Origin of the sequence: Cryobacterium sp. MP_M3 (assembly GCF_015752155.1) — a bacterium.
In the GTDB taxonomy this organism is placed as follows: Bacteria; Actinomycetota; Actinomycetes; order Actinomycetales; family Microbacteriaceae; genus Cryobacterium.
In genome coordinates this window covers 237,088-251,474 of the sequence record NZ_JADOVI010000004.1, presented here as the reverse complement: position 1 = coordinate 251,474, position 14,387 = coordinate 237,088, and the positions used below count along the sequence as shown (strand labels likewise).

Sequence of the window (14,387 nt, the reverse complement as noted above, 5' to 3'; positions counted from 1 at the left end):
CGAGGGTGCTTTCTCCGCAACTCAGCGCCGGGAAGGCCGGCGGGTCAGGCGAAGAACCCGATCAGCACCGGCGCCAGGGCGGCCGGGTCGACGTTGTGGTCCTGCCCGTCGAGGGTGAGCCGGCGGGCGCCGGAGATCGTCTCCGCAGCAACGGATGCCGCGGTGCCGGCCCACGCCGGGCTCTCGGCCCCGTTGATGAGCAGCGTCGGCGCCGCGATCGCGCCGATCCGGTCGGCGTGAACCAGCCCGTCCCCGACCAGGGCGAGGTCGTACGGGAGCGTGTGAGCCACGGCGAGCATGCCCGGCCACCACGGCTGCCGGGTCATGGCGGCCACGCCATCGGGATCGGCGCCGATGCCGAGCAGGAACCGGGTCGCGGCCAGCTCGCGATCGCCGGCATCCATCGCGGCGCGCACCTCGTCGGCCCAGGCCAGGGAACCCGGCCCGTTCTCCTCGGCGGTGAACGGCGGCTCGTACGCGACCACCTTCGTGATCGGCAGCCCCGCGCCGGCCGCTTCGAGAGCGAGCACGGCACCGGACGAGTGCCCGTAGACCATCGCCGACCCGCCGGCCGCGGCGACCAGCGCCGCAAGGTCCTCGATCTCGCGGGCGATGAAATACGGCTGCGTGTCGGTGCTGTCGCCGCGGCCCCGGCGGTCATAGCGGTAGACCGTGAAATGCGGGGCGAGCAGCGGCACGAGCGCGCCGGGCGACATCCGGGTGTTGAAGGCGCCGCCGGAGACGATCACGGCCGGCCCGGTTCCCGTCGTCTCGTAGGCGATCAGCGTGCCGTCGGCGGATTGCACGGTCTGGAACATGGGGGACTCCCTCGTCGGTGGCGCGTGGCGTTGCTTCGATTGTGACGCATCCGCCCGGCATCCGCCCGGCATCCGCCCCGCCCCGCACGCATTGCGCGGGCCGCTCCACGGTTTTAGGTTGTCGGCAGCAACGCGAAAAGAGGATGTCCAATGACCGCAGCACCGCTCGTGCACATCGGCCACTTCCGGATGGATTTCGGCGGCACGACCGTGGTGCGTGACCTGTCGTTCGACATCTTCCGCGGCGAGACCTTCGGCTTCCTCGGCTCCAACGGGTCGGGCAAGACCACCACGATCCGGGCGCTCCTCGGCATCTACCAGCCGACGGGCGGGGTGCTGCACATCGACGGCCGCCCGTTCTCGCCGGAGCACGGGGCCACCCTCGGCTACCTGCCGGAGGAGCGTGGCCTCTACAAGAAGGAACCCGTGATCGACGTGATGACCTACTTCGGCCGGTTGAAAGGCCTGAGCAAGGCGAAGGCGCTGGCCTGGTCGCTGGACTACCTCGAGCGGGTCGACCTGGGCGGCCGGGGCCGGCTTCGCCTGGACAAGCTCTCCAGCGGCGAGCAGCAGAAAGTGCAGTTGGGCGTCACGATCATGAACGACCCCGAGCTGCTCATTCTCGACGAACCCACGAAGGGCTTCGACCCGGTCAACCGCAAGCTGCTGATGGGCATCATCGAGGACCAGAAACTCGCCGGCGCGACCGTGCTGATGGTGACCCACCAGATGGAGGAGGTCGAGCGGCTCTGCGACCGGGTGGTGCTCCTCAAAGACGGGGAGGCCGAAGCGTATGGCACCGTCGAGGCCGTGCAGGACCAGTACGGCGGCCGGGTCATCCGGCTCACCTGCTCGGGCGAGATCTCGGCCTTGCCGCACTACCAGGTGAGCCGGAAGGACGCCGAACACGTCGAACTCGCCGTCACCGACCAGGTCGACGACGCGACCATCCTCCGCGAGCTGATGGCCGCCGGGGTGGTCGTGAGCAGCTTCTACGCCGCCAGGGTGTCGCTCGACGATATCTTCGTGCGCGTCTACGGCGCCGAGAACGTGGGGGTGTGACGATGGTCCGTCACAACCTGGGCACGGTCGTCTCCTTCGAGGTGACCCGAACGCTCAAGAAGAAGCAGTTCTGGCTGACGACCCTGCTCGTTCCGGTGGCGATCGGCATCGTGATCGCCCTCATCGTCATCTCCAACACCACGACCGGGAGCCGGGTCGATTCTCAAGCGGATGCCACGTTCGCCTTCACCTACAGCGACGCCTCCGGCCTCGTCGACCCGGCCGTCGCCACCTCGTTCGGCGGAACCCGGGTGACCGATGACCAGCAGGCGATCGCGGACGTGAAGGCCGGCCGGTCGGCAGCGCACTTCGCCTACCCGGCCGACCCGGCAACGCAGACCACCAGGGCCTACGGGAAAGACCTGGACATCTCCGGAAACGGGAGGTACGCATCCGTCGCCACCGCGGTGCTGGTGACCAGCGCCAAGGCGGCGATCGACAACCCCACCCTCACCAGCCTCGCCAACGGGGCGTTCTCGGTCGACGCGGTCACCTATAAGGACGGCCAGGCGACCGGCGGGTTCCTCGGCGCCGTCGCGCCGCTGCTCTTCCTGCTCATCTTCTACGTGGTGATCGTGATGCTGGGCAACCAGATGCTCACCAGCACGCTCGAGGAGAAGGAGAACCGGGTGACCGAGATGATCCTGACCACCCTGAATCCGACCACCCTGATCACCGGCAAGATCATCTCCCTGTTCATCATCGGGATCGTGCAGATGACGGTGTTCGTGCTCCCTGTGCTGGTCGGCTACCTGTTCTTCCGCTCCGCGCTGAGCCTGCCCGACATCGACTTCTCCCAGCTCGTCATCAACCCGGGACAGATGATCGTCGGCGCGCTGCTGCTGATCGGCGGGTTCACCCTGTTCCTCGGCACGCTCGTCGCGGCCGGGGCGATCATGCCCACCGCCAAGGAGGCCGGCCAGGTCTTCGGTGTGATGATGACGCTCATCTTCGTGCCGCTCTACGCGGCGTCGCTCGTCGTCTCCGACCCGCACTCGTTCCTGGTCGGGCTGTTCACCTATTTCCCGTATTCGGCGCCGGTGACCGCTCTGCTCCGCAACGGGCTCGGGTCGCTCGGCCCGCTAGAGGCGACCATCGTGATCGCCGAGCTGTTCATCTTCGGCGGGATCGTGCTCCGGATCGCCGTGCGGCTGTTCCGGTACGGCTCGGTCGAGTACACCAAACGAATCGCGCTTCGGGCGGTGTTCGCCCGCCCGGCCGCCGAACGGGCACCGGTTCGATAGGGAGGCCAGCATGCATCCGCTGGCCCAGCTCACCCGGGCCGTGCTCGTGCCGCTCGGCGCCCCGCTAATGCTCTGACTGACCCGGCGGAAAAGGCCGGGTCGCTGAGGGTGCGGGCACCCTGTCCCAGTTCCGGCTGTCCTACCGGCACAGCCCGATCTCGGTCGAGGGGACTCCGCCCGGCACAGGGCCGCGTCCGGGATCCCGGCTGCCGGATGCGCGCATCAGCGCTGGCGAGTTCGCAACCCGCGGGGGTATTCTCGGCAGCATGCCCAGCCGCAGCCGGTCTGCGGCAACCGGAACAGCCGCCCAGTGAAGGGTCGATTCGATGCCTGACAGCACACACGTTTTCGGCACCCTGCGCGGCGGGCTGCCGTTCCTCAGTTTCGGGTCAGGGCCGCCGCTGGTCGTGCTGCCCGGGATCAGCACCAACCATGCCAACCCGATCGGCAGCGAACGGCGGGCCCTGACTCAGCCGCTGCTGCCGTTCGCGCGGACCCGCCGCGTCTGGTGGGTCAATCGTCGCCCGAGCCTGGCCCTGGACGCGACCATGGCCGAGCTGGCGCGTGATTACGCCGAGGCCCTGCGGCTCCGGTTCAGCGGACCCGTCGACGTGCTGGCCTTCTCGACTGGAGGCAGCGTCGCACTCCAGCTCGCCGCCGACCACCCGGATGTCGTCAAGCGGCTCGTGATCGTCTCCGCCGCTTACCGGCTGGGACCGCGAGGTGCCCCGGTGCAGTTGCGGGTGTCGGAGGAACTGCGGGCGGAGCACCCCCGCCGGGCGGCCGCCGAGATGTTCGGGCTGCTGGGGGCGACCGTGGGCACCCGGAATATCCTCGCGGCGCTCGGCTGGCTGATCGGCCCGGCCTTCTTCCGCACGAGCACCTCCGACCTGCTCGCCACCATCCACGCCGAAGACGGCTTCGACCTGCGGGACCGCCTGCACGAGATCACCGCGCCGACCCTCGTGATCGGCGGGGACCGGGACGCGTTCTACAGCCCGGAGCTGTTCACGGAGACGGCGGCGCTGATCCCGCGCGGGCAGCTCCTCCTCTATCCCGGGAGCGGGCATATGGGCACGCAGACTGCTCCCGGCTTTGTGCAGGAGGTGCTGGGCTTCCTCGGTGGTGTGTCTGCCGTGGGCGCGCCGTCGACCGCGCGCACCCGCCGCCGCCGGACCTGACCTTCGCCGGGCCAGCCGGATCAGCCAGGCCAGACCAGGCCAGACCGGGCCAGCCGGGTCAGCCGGGTCAGCCGGGTCAGACCACGGGGTCCATCGAGTTGAGGTGACAGGCGTCGTTCCACATCTGCAGCACGCGGTTCTCGCGCTCCCAGCCCAGCGTGGACACCGTGGCGGTGCCGAGGCTCAGGTGCCGGCCCGCCGCAGCGAGCAGGCCCATCCAGCGGGCCGTCATGATCCGCAGGAAATGCCCGTGGGCGAACACGGAGACCGGCCCGGGGACGGCGAGGCATCGTTCGATGGCCAGGTCGGCTCGCGCGCCGACCTGGTCGACGGTTTCGCCGCCGTCGATGGGGGAGGTCCAGACCGACCAGTCGGGCTGCGACGAGCGGATGTCCGCGGTCGTCCGACCCTCGAACACGCCATAGTCCCACTCGAGAATGTTCTCGTCAGGCATGCCCTGGTCGGCATACCCAGCGCGCTGCATGGTCTCCCAGGCGCGTTTCAGCGGGCTCGACAGCACCAGGGAGAAGTCCCGGCCGTCCAGCATCTCGCCGAGGGCATCCGCCTGCTGCCGGCCCAGGTCGGTCAGCGGGATGTCGGTGCGGCCAGTGTGCCGCCCGGCGATGCTCCACTGGGTCTGCCCGTGCCGCACCAGCACGATGTCGTTCTGGGCCATCTCGGTTCCACCTTTGAGTTCAACGGCGGTGCTCGCCCGTGCTGACGAGTCTATTCAGCGGCCTGCGGCACGCGCGGCAGCAATGTCGGTGGCTGCCACTACCGTCAGCCACAGCTGACCAGCTGCTCACCATTGCTCCCTGACGCTCGTGCCGAGACCGAGGAGATGACAATGAAGGTACTCGTGGCGACCCGATCCACCCAGGGCACGCGCCGGAGCGATGAGAACCGCTGTATAGAGGGCGAGTTGGTGTTCATGCTCGACCCGTGCCCGATGAGCTGGCTCGATCCGTACGGCCGAAAGTGCGCGTGCGGGCGCTCGTTCCTCGGAATGAGTTCTCACCAGAGCACCACCACGGCCAGGGTGATCGACGTCTCCGGGCTCACCATTGAGGACTACGAGCAGGCCCTCGCGGCATGCTTCATCGCCGAGGGCTGGTGCTGGGGATGCTTCGTGCGCGAGGCGCCGAACATGCTCGACGACCTCGTCGGTTGCGCCGCGGTCCTGCCCGTCGGGGCCGTCGTGGAGCGTCGGCTCGACACCCTCCAAGTGCGAAGGGTCGGGCGGTCGAAGGGGCGGGCCGGCGGAGTGACCCCGAGCCCGGATGGCCTGAGCGTGCAGTGAGCCTGCGCTGAGTCGACGCGGTCGCGACGCGGGGCATCCGTCGGCCGGATTCCGTGACCGCAGCCGGGAATAGCGCGCGGGCCGCGGGCGCTGCATCCGGCATGAAGCGCATCGGATTCCTCTCCTTCGGCCATCACCAGCCCGTGCAGGGTTCGCTTGCGCGCACCGCCAGGGACGCCCTCGTGCAGACGGTGGAACTGGCCGAGGCCGCCGAGGAACTCGGCATCGACGGCGCCTACGTGCGGGTGCACCACTTCGCGCCCCAGTTCGCGTCACCGTTCCCGCTCCTCGCCGCGATGGCCGCGCGCACCAGCCGGATCGAGCTCGGCACCGGAGTGATCGACATGCGCTACGAGAACCCGCTCTACATGGCGGAGGAAGCCGCCATCACCGACCTGATCAGCAACGGCCGTCTCCAGCTCGGCGTCAGCCGAGGCTCGCCCGAGACCGCCCTCCGCGGCTACGAATCGTTCGGGTACGTTCCGGCGGAGGGCAGCACCGACGCGGATGACGCCCGTGCCCGCACTGCCATCTTCCGGGCCGCGATCGCCGGCGCCGGGATCGCTCCGGCGAACCCGCAGATGACCGGGCGCGCCGGGCTGCTCCCGATTCAGCCGCAATCGCCCGGCCTCAGCGAGCGGATCTGGTGGGGTTCCGGCACCCGAAAGACCGCAGAATGGGCCGGTGAACAGGGCATGAACCTGATGAGCTCGACCCTGCTCACCGAAGAAACCGGGGTGGCGTTCGGCGACCTGCAGGCCGAGCAGATCGCGCACTTCCGCGCCGCCTGGGCCGCGGCAGGCCACCCGGGCACGCCGCGGGTGTCGGTGAGTCGCAGCATCCTGCCGATCGTCAACGACCAGGACCGCGCCTACTTCGGCCGCAAGGCCGGTGCCGAGGAGGAAGACCAGGTCGGCTACCTCGACGGCGGTCTCGCCCGCTTCGGCAAGAGTTACGTGGGGGAGCCCGACCTGATCGCCGCTCAACTGGCCGACGATGCGGCTGTGCGCGAGGCGGACACGGTGCTGGTCACCATCCCGAACCAGCTCGGCGTCGCCTACAACGCGCACCTGCTCGAGTCGATCGTGCGGCAAGTGGCCCCGGCCCTCGGCTGGCGCTGACCTCACCTCGCCGCCCAGCCGCCGTCCGGCCCGTCCGGCCCGTCCGTCCGTCCGGTTTATGTGCATAACTCCTGCAATTCCTGGATTCCGAAATCGCCGCCCGCGGAATCCCGCGGGGCTTCGGAACCGGCCCCCGGAATTGCAGGAGTTACGCACGTAGGGCTGCCGAGACACCAGCCCGCCGGGCCGGCTCATGGCCGTCGAGCGGTCGCCGCCGGATACTCGATTGGAAGTTCCCCGCCGAGGAAACGTAGGCTGGAAGCCCATCCATCGAGTCGGAAACAGGTCTGCCGTGAGGGTCATCAGCTACAACCTCCGCAAGAACCGTGCCAGCGGTGAGCTCAGTGCGCTGGACGAACAGTACGAGCCCGACCTCCTGTGCCTGCAGGAATGCGACACGCTCGAGCTGCCCGCCGAGATCGGCCTGCTGCACCTGGCCGACTCCACCCTGACGAACCGGCTCGGCCTCGCGATCTACTATCGCAAGGACCGGTTCGAGGCCGTCAAGACGCAGGCGTTCGCGCTCAAGAAGTCCCTGCACGACCGGCTGCTCACCCCCGCCCATGAACGCCTGATCGGCACCCGGCTGATCGACCGGGTCTCCGACCGGGAACTCGTCGTGGCCTCGTTCCACGCCGCACCGCTCACCGCGCTGAACTCGCTCCGCCGCAACCAGATCCGGTCGGCGCACGAGGAGCTGAACCTCCTCGGGCCGGGGCTGCCCACCCTGATGGTCGGCGACTACAACTACCCGGTCTTCAAGCGCAACCTCGGCGACAAGATCAACAAGTCCGGCTACGACCTCACCCTGAGCGACTCGCGCACCTACACCCGGTACAAGTTTTTCCGCGGGCACTTCGACCTCGCGACCTCCACCGGGCTCACCATCGACAACGTCGAGACGCTGCCGCAGGGCACCTCCGACCACATGCCGATCCTCGTCACCTCCACCTACACCGACGAGTCCGTGCATGAGACGGTGCGGCAGACCGCCCGGCAGGCGCTGCGCGAGGCCGATGGCGCGGCGAAGACTTCGGCGGGCGTGCCGGAGGAATTCGACATCTAGCCCGGCGCCGGGCAGGCATCCGCCGCCTCGGTCAGGGGCCGGCCGGTCAGCGGAACCGCTCGGGCAGTACGACGTTCGCCCCGGCCCCGCGGAACAAGGGCGCGACTTCGGCGGGGGAGTAGCCCGCGATTCCGCAGCCGATCTCGGTGACCAGGAACGTGAGTTCCGGATGCTCGGCCGCGAAGGCGAGAAAAGTCGCCGCCTCAGCGGCGAGCGTCTCGAACCCGCTCATCGTGTCGATCGCATAGGACTGCCCGTGCAGGCCGTGCCCCTCGCCCCAGACCGCACCGAATCTCTCCAGCGCCGTCGCGGCCGCCCCGCCGGCGTGCCAGCCGGCGGCGTTGGAGCCGAACACGAAGACCTCGCCTGGGTCCAGCTGTGTGATCATCATGCCCGCCAGTGTAGAGCGGCCGGTGGTAGAGCGGCCGGTGGTCGTGCCTGTCGACACCCCGCACTCGCCGTCACGGTACCAGCACGATCTTGCCCACGTGAGCGGATGCCTCCATGCGGCGGTGCGCATCCGCCGCCTCGGCGAACGAGAACCGGCTGTCGATGACCGGGCGGAAGGCGCCGGACTCGAGCCAGGGCCAGACATCCGTCAGCAGCCCGCGCATGATCGCGGCCTTCTGCTCGAACGGGCGGGCGCGCAGCGTGGTGCCCCAATAGCGGCCGCGCTTCTGCATCAGGTGGAACGGGTTGAAGCTCGCGTTCTCGCCGCTCTGGTTGGCGATCACCATGATGCGGCCGTCTACGGCGAGCGCGTCCACATTGCGTGCCGCGTAGGAGCCGCCGATGATGTCGAGGATCACGTCGGCGCCGTGCGAGTCGGTCGCGTCCTTCATCTCCGCGGCGAAATCCTGTTCGCGGTAGTCGATCAGGATCTCGGCGCCGAGGCTGCGGCACACGGCCAGCTTCTCCGCCGAGCCGGCCGTCACGGCCACCCGCGCGCCGGCCAGCCTGCCCAGCTGGATCGCGGTGGTGCCGATGCCGCTGGCGCCGCCGTGCACGAGCAGGATCTCGCCGGCGGCAAGGCCGGCGCTCATGAACACATTGGACCACACGGTGGCCAGCGCCTCGGGGAGCCCGGCCGCGTCGACCAGGTCGACCGAGTCCGGCACCGGCAGGGCCAGATCTTCGTGCACCACGGCCTCGGAGGCGTAGCCGCCGCCCGCGAGCAGGGCGCAGACCCGGTCGCCGACCGTGAACCGGGTTGCCTCAGGCCCGACCTCGGTCACGACGCCGGACACCTCGAGCCCGGGCCAGTCCGGCGCCCCGGCGGGCGAAGGATAGGCTCCGAGCCGTTGGGCCACGTCCGCGCGGTTCACGCCGGCCGCGGCCACCCGAATCCGGATGTCCCTGGTCCCGACGCTGAGGTCGGCGACGGTGCCGAGCGTGAGGGCTTCGGGGCCCCCGGGGGTTTCGACGGTGATTGCGCGCATCGGGTCAGCCTACGCTCGGCAGCTGGTGTGCGGTGGGTGGGCCTTCGACAGGCTCGGTCGTCGGCGGATTGAGCACCCGATCCCGGACTGCCCGGTGGTTCGGGCCGCGGAAGCCCGCCGACGAATCTACGATGGTAGACACGGGCGTGGCAGTCGCATGCCCCGGATCGTACGCACGTAATTCCGCAATGACGCGGAGATTTTCTGATGGAGGCTTATTTCAATGACGTCTGAGTCCACCCGCACCGGGCAATCCCCGGCAGGCAGCACACTCGACGCTTTCCTGGGCGACTACTACGAGCACCTGGCCCGTGAAGACGCCCGGAACTACCCCACCGAACTGCTCCGGGAGCGGGCCATCCACCACTGGGAGGTCGCCCGGAGCCGCACGCCGCACACCCCGAACATCGAGATCGAGAACGAAGCCGGCCGCAGCGTCGTCTACATCGTCACCGATGACATGCCGTTCCTGGTCGACTCTGTCACCGCCGAGCTGGTGCGCCAGCATTCCGCCATCCACCTCGAGGTGCACCCGCTCCTCGTCGTCACCCGGGACCGCGACACCAACGAGCTGGTCGGCGTCAGCCGGGTGCACGGCGGCGACGGCGCCCGTCCGGGCGCCGCCGAGGAGACCGTCACCCAGGTCGAGTCGTGGATCGCGATCGAGATCGAAACCGCCAACGACGAGGCACGAGCTTCCCTCGTCGCCGGGCTGGCCAAGGTGCTCGGCGACGTTCGCGCCGCGAACGAGGACTGGCAGGCCATGCGCACGAAGGCCCTGCAGATCGCCGACGACCTCGGCCACGTCGCCCACGCCGAGGGAATCCAGGAGATCAAGCAGGCGCAGGATCTGCTCCGCTGGCTCGACCGGGACAACTTCACCTTCCTCGGCTACCGGGAGTACGACCTGGAGACCGTCGACGGAGAAGACGTGCTGAGCATCCGTGACGGCAGCGGCCTGGGGCTGCTGCGTTCCACGGACGACGGCCACCAGATCCAGCACCTGACGGATGCCGGCCGGCTCAAGGCGCGTGAGCGCAGCGCCCTGGTGATCACCAAGGCGAACTCGCGGTCGAGCGTGCACCGGCCCGCCTACTTCGACTACATCGGAATCAAGAGCTTCGATGCCGACGGGAACGTGACCGGCGAGCAGCGCTTCATCGGCCTCTTCGCGGCCACGGCGTACACGAGCTCGGTGCGGGACGTGCCGATCCTGCGTGAGAAGGTCGACGCCGTGATGGACCAGGCCGGGTTCCCGCCCGGGTCGCACAGCGGCAAGGAGCTCCTCGGCATCCTGGAAACCTACCCCCGCGACGAGTTGTTCCAGATCGACGTGCCCACCCTGTTCAGTACCGCGCTGGCGATCCAGCGGCTGCAGGAGCGGCGCCGCACCCGGCTCTTCCTCCGGCCGGACGTCTACGGCCGGTTCATGACCGCGCTGGTCTACTTCCCCCGCGACCGCTACACCACGGCCGTGCGGCTGCGGATCGAGAAGGAGCTGCGGGACACCTTCCACGCGGAGTCCGTCGACTTCGAAGCCCGGATGACCGAGTCGGCTCTGGCCCGGCTGTTCTTCCGGATCCGGCTGCAGAAGAACGACACGGTCGGCGTCGTCGACGCCGCCGCGCTCGAGCACCGGCTGGTGATGGCCGTGCGGTCCTGGCCGGAGGGGATCGGCGAGAAACTGCGCGAGAGCCACTCGCTGGAGGAGGCGGAGCGACTCTCCGAACTGTGGGCGGAGGCGTTCCCCGCCAGCTACCGGGTGGACTACGAACTCGAGGAGGCCCTGGAGGACATCGGACGGTTCGAGGACGGCGCCGCGGCAGCCGCTGCGGCGAGTGCCGCCGGCACCGGCCCGGCCCGGCCCGCGCTGCACGTCTACCTGCCGACCGGAGCGGGCGCCGGCGACACCGTCACCGACGCCGACGACGGGAGCACCGCCGGACGCGGCGCCACGGTAGAGGATGCCCGGGTCAAGCTCTACATGATGGAGCCGAAGAGCCTGAGCCAGATCCTCCCGTTCCTGCAGAACCTCGGCATCGAGGTGCTCGACGAAGTGCCGTTCGAGATCAAAACCGCCGACGGCCGGGACTTCTACCTCTACGACCTGGGCCTGACCTACCCGGCCGGCGTCGACCCGATCGCCACCGGCGCCCTGCTGGCCGACTCCTTCGGCGCCGCCGTCAGCGGTGCCGCCGAGTCGGACGGCCTCGACCGGCTGGTCCTCACCGAGGGCATGCCCTGGCACCGGGTCGTCATCCTCCGCAGCTACGCCAAGTACCTGCGCCAGGCCGGCAACACGAACTCCTACGGCTTCGTCGCCGACACCCTGCTCGCCAACCCGTCCGTCACCGGCGGGCTGGTCTCCCTGTTCGAGGCCCGGTTCGACCCCGACCTGGACTCGGACGAACGCATCCGCCGCTCGGAGGAGATCCGCAGCCGGCTGACCGTGGCGATGGAACAGGTCGCCACCCTCGACGCCGACCGGATCCTGCGCACCCTGATCAACCTGATCGAGGCGACCCTGCGCACGAACTACTTCCAGGGCAAGCCCTACCTCAGCGTGAAACTCGACCCGACGGCGATCGAACTGCTGCCGTTCCCGCGGCCCAGGTACGAGATCTGGGTGTACTCCCCGCGCGTGGAGGGCGTGCACCTGCGCTTCGGCAAGGTCGCCCGTGGCGGTCTGCGCTGGTCGGACCGGCGGGAGGACTTCCGCACCGAGGTGCTCGGCCTGGTCAAGGCGCAGACGGTCAAGAACGCGGTGATCGTGCCGACCGGAGCGAAGGGCGGATTCTTCGCCAAGCAGCTCCCCGACCCGGCCGTCGACCGGGCCGCCTGGATGGCCGAAGGCGTCGAAAGCTACAAGACCTTCATTCGCGGGCTGCTCGACCTCACCGACAACCTCGTCACCACGGCGGACGGGGAGCAGCTGGTGCCGCCCGTCCGGGTGGTGCGCCACGACGATGACGACTCCTACCTGGTCGTCGCCGCCGACAAGGGCACGGCGACGTTCTCCGACATCGCGAACGGGCTGGCCGCCGAGTACGGGTTCTGGCTCGGCGACGCCTTCGCCTCCGGCGGCTCGATCGGCTACGACCACAAGGTGATGGGCATCACCGCCCGCGGCGCCTGGGAGTCGGTCAAGCGCCACTTCAGCGAGCTCGGCGTCGACACCCAGACCGAGGACTTCACCGTCGTCGGCGTCGGCGACATGTCCGGGGACGTGTTCGGCAACGGCATGCTCCTCTCCGAACACATCAAGTTGATCGCAGCGTTCGACCACCGGCACATCTTCCTGGACCCGAACCCGGATCCCGCCGCATCCTTCGCCGAACGGCGCCGACTGTTCGCCCTGCCTCGCTCGTCGTGGGCCGATTACTCGGCGAGCCTGATCAGCGCCGGCGGCGGGATCTACCCGCGGCAGGCGAAGGTCGTGCCGATCTCCCCTGAGGTGCGGGTGGCCCTCGGGCTGCCCGACGGCACCACCCGGCTGAGCCCCCCGGAACTCCTCCGGGCCATCCTGATGGCGCCCGCCGACCTGCTCTACAACGGCGGGATCGGAACCTATGTCAAGGCCAGCACGGAGACCGCCGCGCAGGTCGGCGATAAGGCCAACGACGCCATCCGGGTCGACGGCCGCGACCTGCGGGTCAAGGTCGTCGGCGAGGGCGGAAACCTCGGCCTGACCCAGCGCGGCCGGATCGAGGCTGCCCTGAAGGGCGTGATCCTCAACACCGACGCGATCGACAACTCGGCCGGGGTCGACTGCTCCGACCACGAGGTGAACATCAAGATCTTCGTCGACCGGATGGTCGTGGCGGGCAAACTCGCCGAAGAGGACCGGGCGGAGTTCCTCGCCGACATGTCCGACGAGGTCGGCCGGCTGGTGCTCGAGGACAACATCGACCAGAACATCCTGCTGCTCAACGACCGGGTGAAGGTGGCCACCTGGAGCCCCAGCTACGAACGGTTGATGGACCGGCTGGAGGCGACCGGAGACCTCAAACGCGATCTCGAGGCGCTGCCGACGACACTGGTGCTGCGGGACCGGCTCGAACAGGGCCTCGGCCAGGGCCTCACCTCGCCCGAGCTGTCCGTGCTCGCCGCGTACGCCAAGATCGACCTGGCCACCTCCCTGCTGGACAGCGACCTGGCCGACGACCCGTGGTTCGGCCGCACCCTGCGCGGGTACTTCCCCCGGCAGCTGCGGGAGCGCTTCGATGCCGACCTGGACACGCATCCGCTGCGCCGGGAGATCATCGCCACCGTCGTCGCGAACGACATGATCAACCTCGGCGGGGTGACCTTCGCGTTCCGAGCGATCGAGGAGACCTCGGCCAACCAGGCCACGGTGGCGCGGGCGTTCGTGGCCCTGCGGGAGATCTTCGAGCTCGACGTGATGGTCGACGAACTCAACGCGCTGCCGTCGTCCTTCCCGACCGAGCACTGGACCGCCATCCACCTGGACATGCGCCGGCTGCTCGACCGGGCGGTGCGCTGGCAGGTCAACCAGGGCGCGGCACGCCCGGTCGGCGAGGTCGTCGCCCAGTACAAGCCGCAGATCGACCAGGTGCGGGCCCGGCTGGTGGACTACCTGCAGGGCGGGGACCTGAAGCGGGTGAAGGCGTTGCTGTCCACGGCGAAGGAGTGGGGGCTTCCCGAAGACCTCGGCCGGCGCTGGGCCGAGTTGTTCGAGGTGTTCGCGCTGCTCGATGTGGCGAAGGTGGCGGCGAACCTGGACGTGCCGATGGCCGATGTCGCGGCCGTGTACTACACGGTCTACGACCGGTTCGGTGTGGACAACCTGCTCGAACGCATCACCGCGCTGCCGCGGAAGGACCGGTGGCAGGCACTGGCCCGCGCCGCCCTCCGCGACGACCTGTACGCCACGGTCGCCGACATCACGGCGGCCGTGCTGGCCGAGACGGATGCCGGCAACGCCGAGGTGCGCGTGCTCGCCTGGGAGTCCCTCAACGCCGAGCAGCTCGGCCGGGCCCGGAGCGTGTTCGAGGAGGTCAACGCCCTCGGCCAGGACGACATCGCATCCCTCTCCGTCGTGGTGAGGCTGATGCGCTCGATCGTGCGCCGCTGACCTGCCGCCGCCGGCCTGGACGCCGCTCCATCACCGTTGCCTGCGCATAACTCCTGCAGAA

Annotated in this window: 11 protein-coding genes; 7 read left to right on the top strand and 4 right to left on the bottom strand. The window is 69.3% G+C overall.

Going from position 1 to position 14,387, the window contains the following annotated elements:
• Window positions 1-44: 44 nt before the first annotated feature.
• Complete coding sequence (locus tag IWX89_RS07185; protein ID WP_196902863.1) at window positions 45-818, bottom strand: alpha/beta fold hydrolase; 774 nt, start codon at window positions 816-818, stop codon at window positions 45-47.
• Between the two features lie 150 nt (window positions 819-968).
• On the opposite strand from IWX89_RS07185, the gene IWX89_RS07180 reads away from it, so the two are divergent.
• The 3 genes from IWX89_RS07180 (at window position 969) to IWX89_RS07170 (ending at window position 4,305) form a co-directional block, all read left to right on the top strand.
• Window positions 969-1,880: an ABC transporter ATP-binding protein gene (locus IWX89_RS07180; RefSeq protein ID WP_231382978.1), complete on the top strand. Its 912-nt coding sequence runs from the start codon at window positions 969-971 to the stop codon at window positions 1,878-1,880.
• 2 nt (window positions 1,881-1,882) lie between these two features.
• Complete coding sequence (locus tag IWX89_RS07175) at window positions 1,883-3,124, top strand: ABC transporter permease (protein WP_196902930.1); 1,242 nt, start codon at window positions 1,883-1,885, stop codon at window positions 3,122-3,124.
• 326 nt (window positions 3,125-3,450) lie between these two features.
• The gene (locus IWX89_RS07170; protein ID WP_196902862.1) at window positions 3,451-4,305 is read left to right on the top strand and encodes an alpha/beta fold hydrolase; all 855 of its coding nucleotides are present in this window, start codon (window positions 3,451-3,453) and stop codon (window positions 4,303-4,305) included.
• A gap of 76 nt (window positions 4,306-4,381) precedes the next feature.
• Here the strand turns inward: IWX89_RS07170 and IWX89_RS07165 are convergent, their stop codons facing one another.
• Window positions 4,382-4,981: a histidine phosphatase family protein gene (locus tag IWX89_RS07165; RefSeq protein WP_196902861.1), complete on the bottom strand. Its 600-nt coding sequence runs from the start codon at window positions 4,979-4,981 to the stop codon at window positions 4,382-4,384.
• Window positions 4,982-5,152: 171 nt separating this feature from the next.
• Here IWX89_RS07165 and IWX89_RS07160 point away from each other — a divergent pair, with 171 nt between their 5' ends.
• From IWX89_RS07160 to IWX89_RS07150, 3 genes are all read left to right on the top strand, one after another.
• The gene (locus IWX89_RS07160; protein ID WP_196902860.1) at window positions 5,153-5,605 is read left to right on the top strand and encodes a hypothetical protein; all 453 of its coding nucleotides are present in this window, start codon (window positions 5,153-5,155) and stop codon (window positions 5,603-5,605) included.
• Between the two features lie 101 nt (window positions 5,606-5,706).
• On the top strand, window positions 5,707-6,726 hold the full coding sequence (locus tag IWX89_RS07155; RefSeq protein ID WP_196902859.1) for an LLM class flavin-dependent oxidoreductase: 1,020 nt from the start codon (window positions 5,707-5,709) through the stop codon (window positions 6,724-6,726).
• Between the two features lie 292 nt (window positions 6,727-7,018).
• Window positions 7,019-7,792 carry an endonuclease/exonuclease/phosphatase family protein gene (locus IWX89_RS07150; protein ID WP_196902858.1) on the top strand — a complete coding sequence of 258 codons (774 nt, stop codon included), beginning with the start codon at window positions 7,019-7,021 and terminating at the stop codon, window positions 7,790-7,792.
• 46 nt (window positions 7,793-7,838) lie between these two features.
• Here the strand turns inward: IWX89_RS07150 and IWX89_RS07145 are convergent, their stop codons facing one another.
• Together IWX89_RS07145 and IWX89_RS07140 are read right to left on the bottom strand one after the other, a co-directional pair.
• Window positions 7,839-8,183 (bottom strand): hypothetical protein, encoded by a 345-nt coding sequence (locus IWX89_RS07145; protein ID WP_196902857.1) that lies wholly within the window; start codon window positions 8,181-8,183, stop codon window positions 7,839-7,841.
• Between the two features lie 70 nt (window positions 8,184-8,253).
• Window positions 8,254-9,231 (bottom strand): NAD(P)H-quinone oxidoreductase, encoded by a 978-nt coding sequence (locus tag IWX89_RS07140; protein WP_196902856.1) that lies wholly within the window; start codon window positions 9,229-9,231, stop codon window positions 8,254-8,256.
• A gap of 223 nt (window positions 9,232-9,454) precedes the next feature.
• Between IWX89_RS07140 and IWX89_RS07135 the strand changes: the two genes are divergently transcribed.
• Window positions 9,455-14,326, top strand: coding sequence for an NAD-glutamate dehydrogenase (locus IWX89_RS07135; protein ID WP_196902855.1), 4,872 nt, complete (start codon window positions 9,455-9,457; stop codon window positions 14,324-14,326).
• Window positions 14,327-14,387 lie beyond the last annotated feature (61 nt).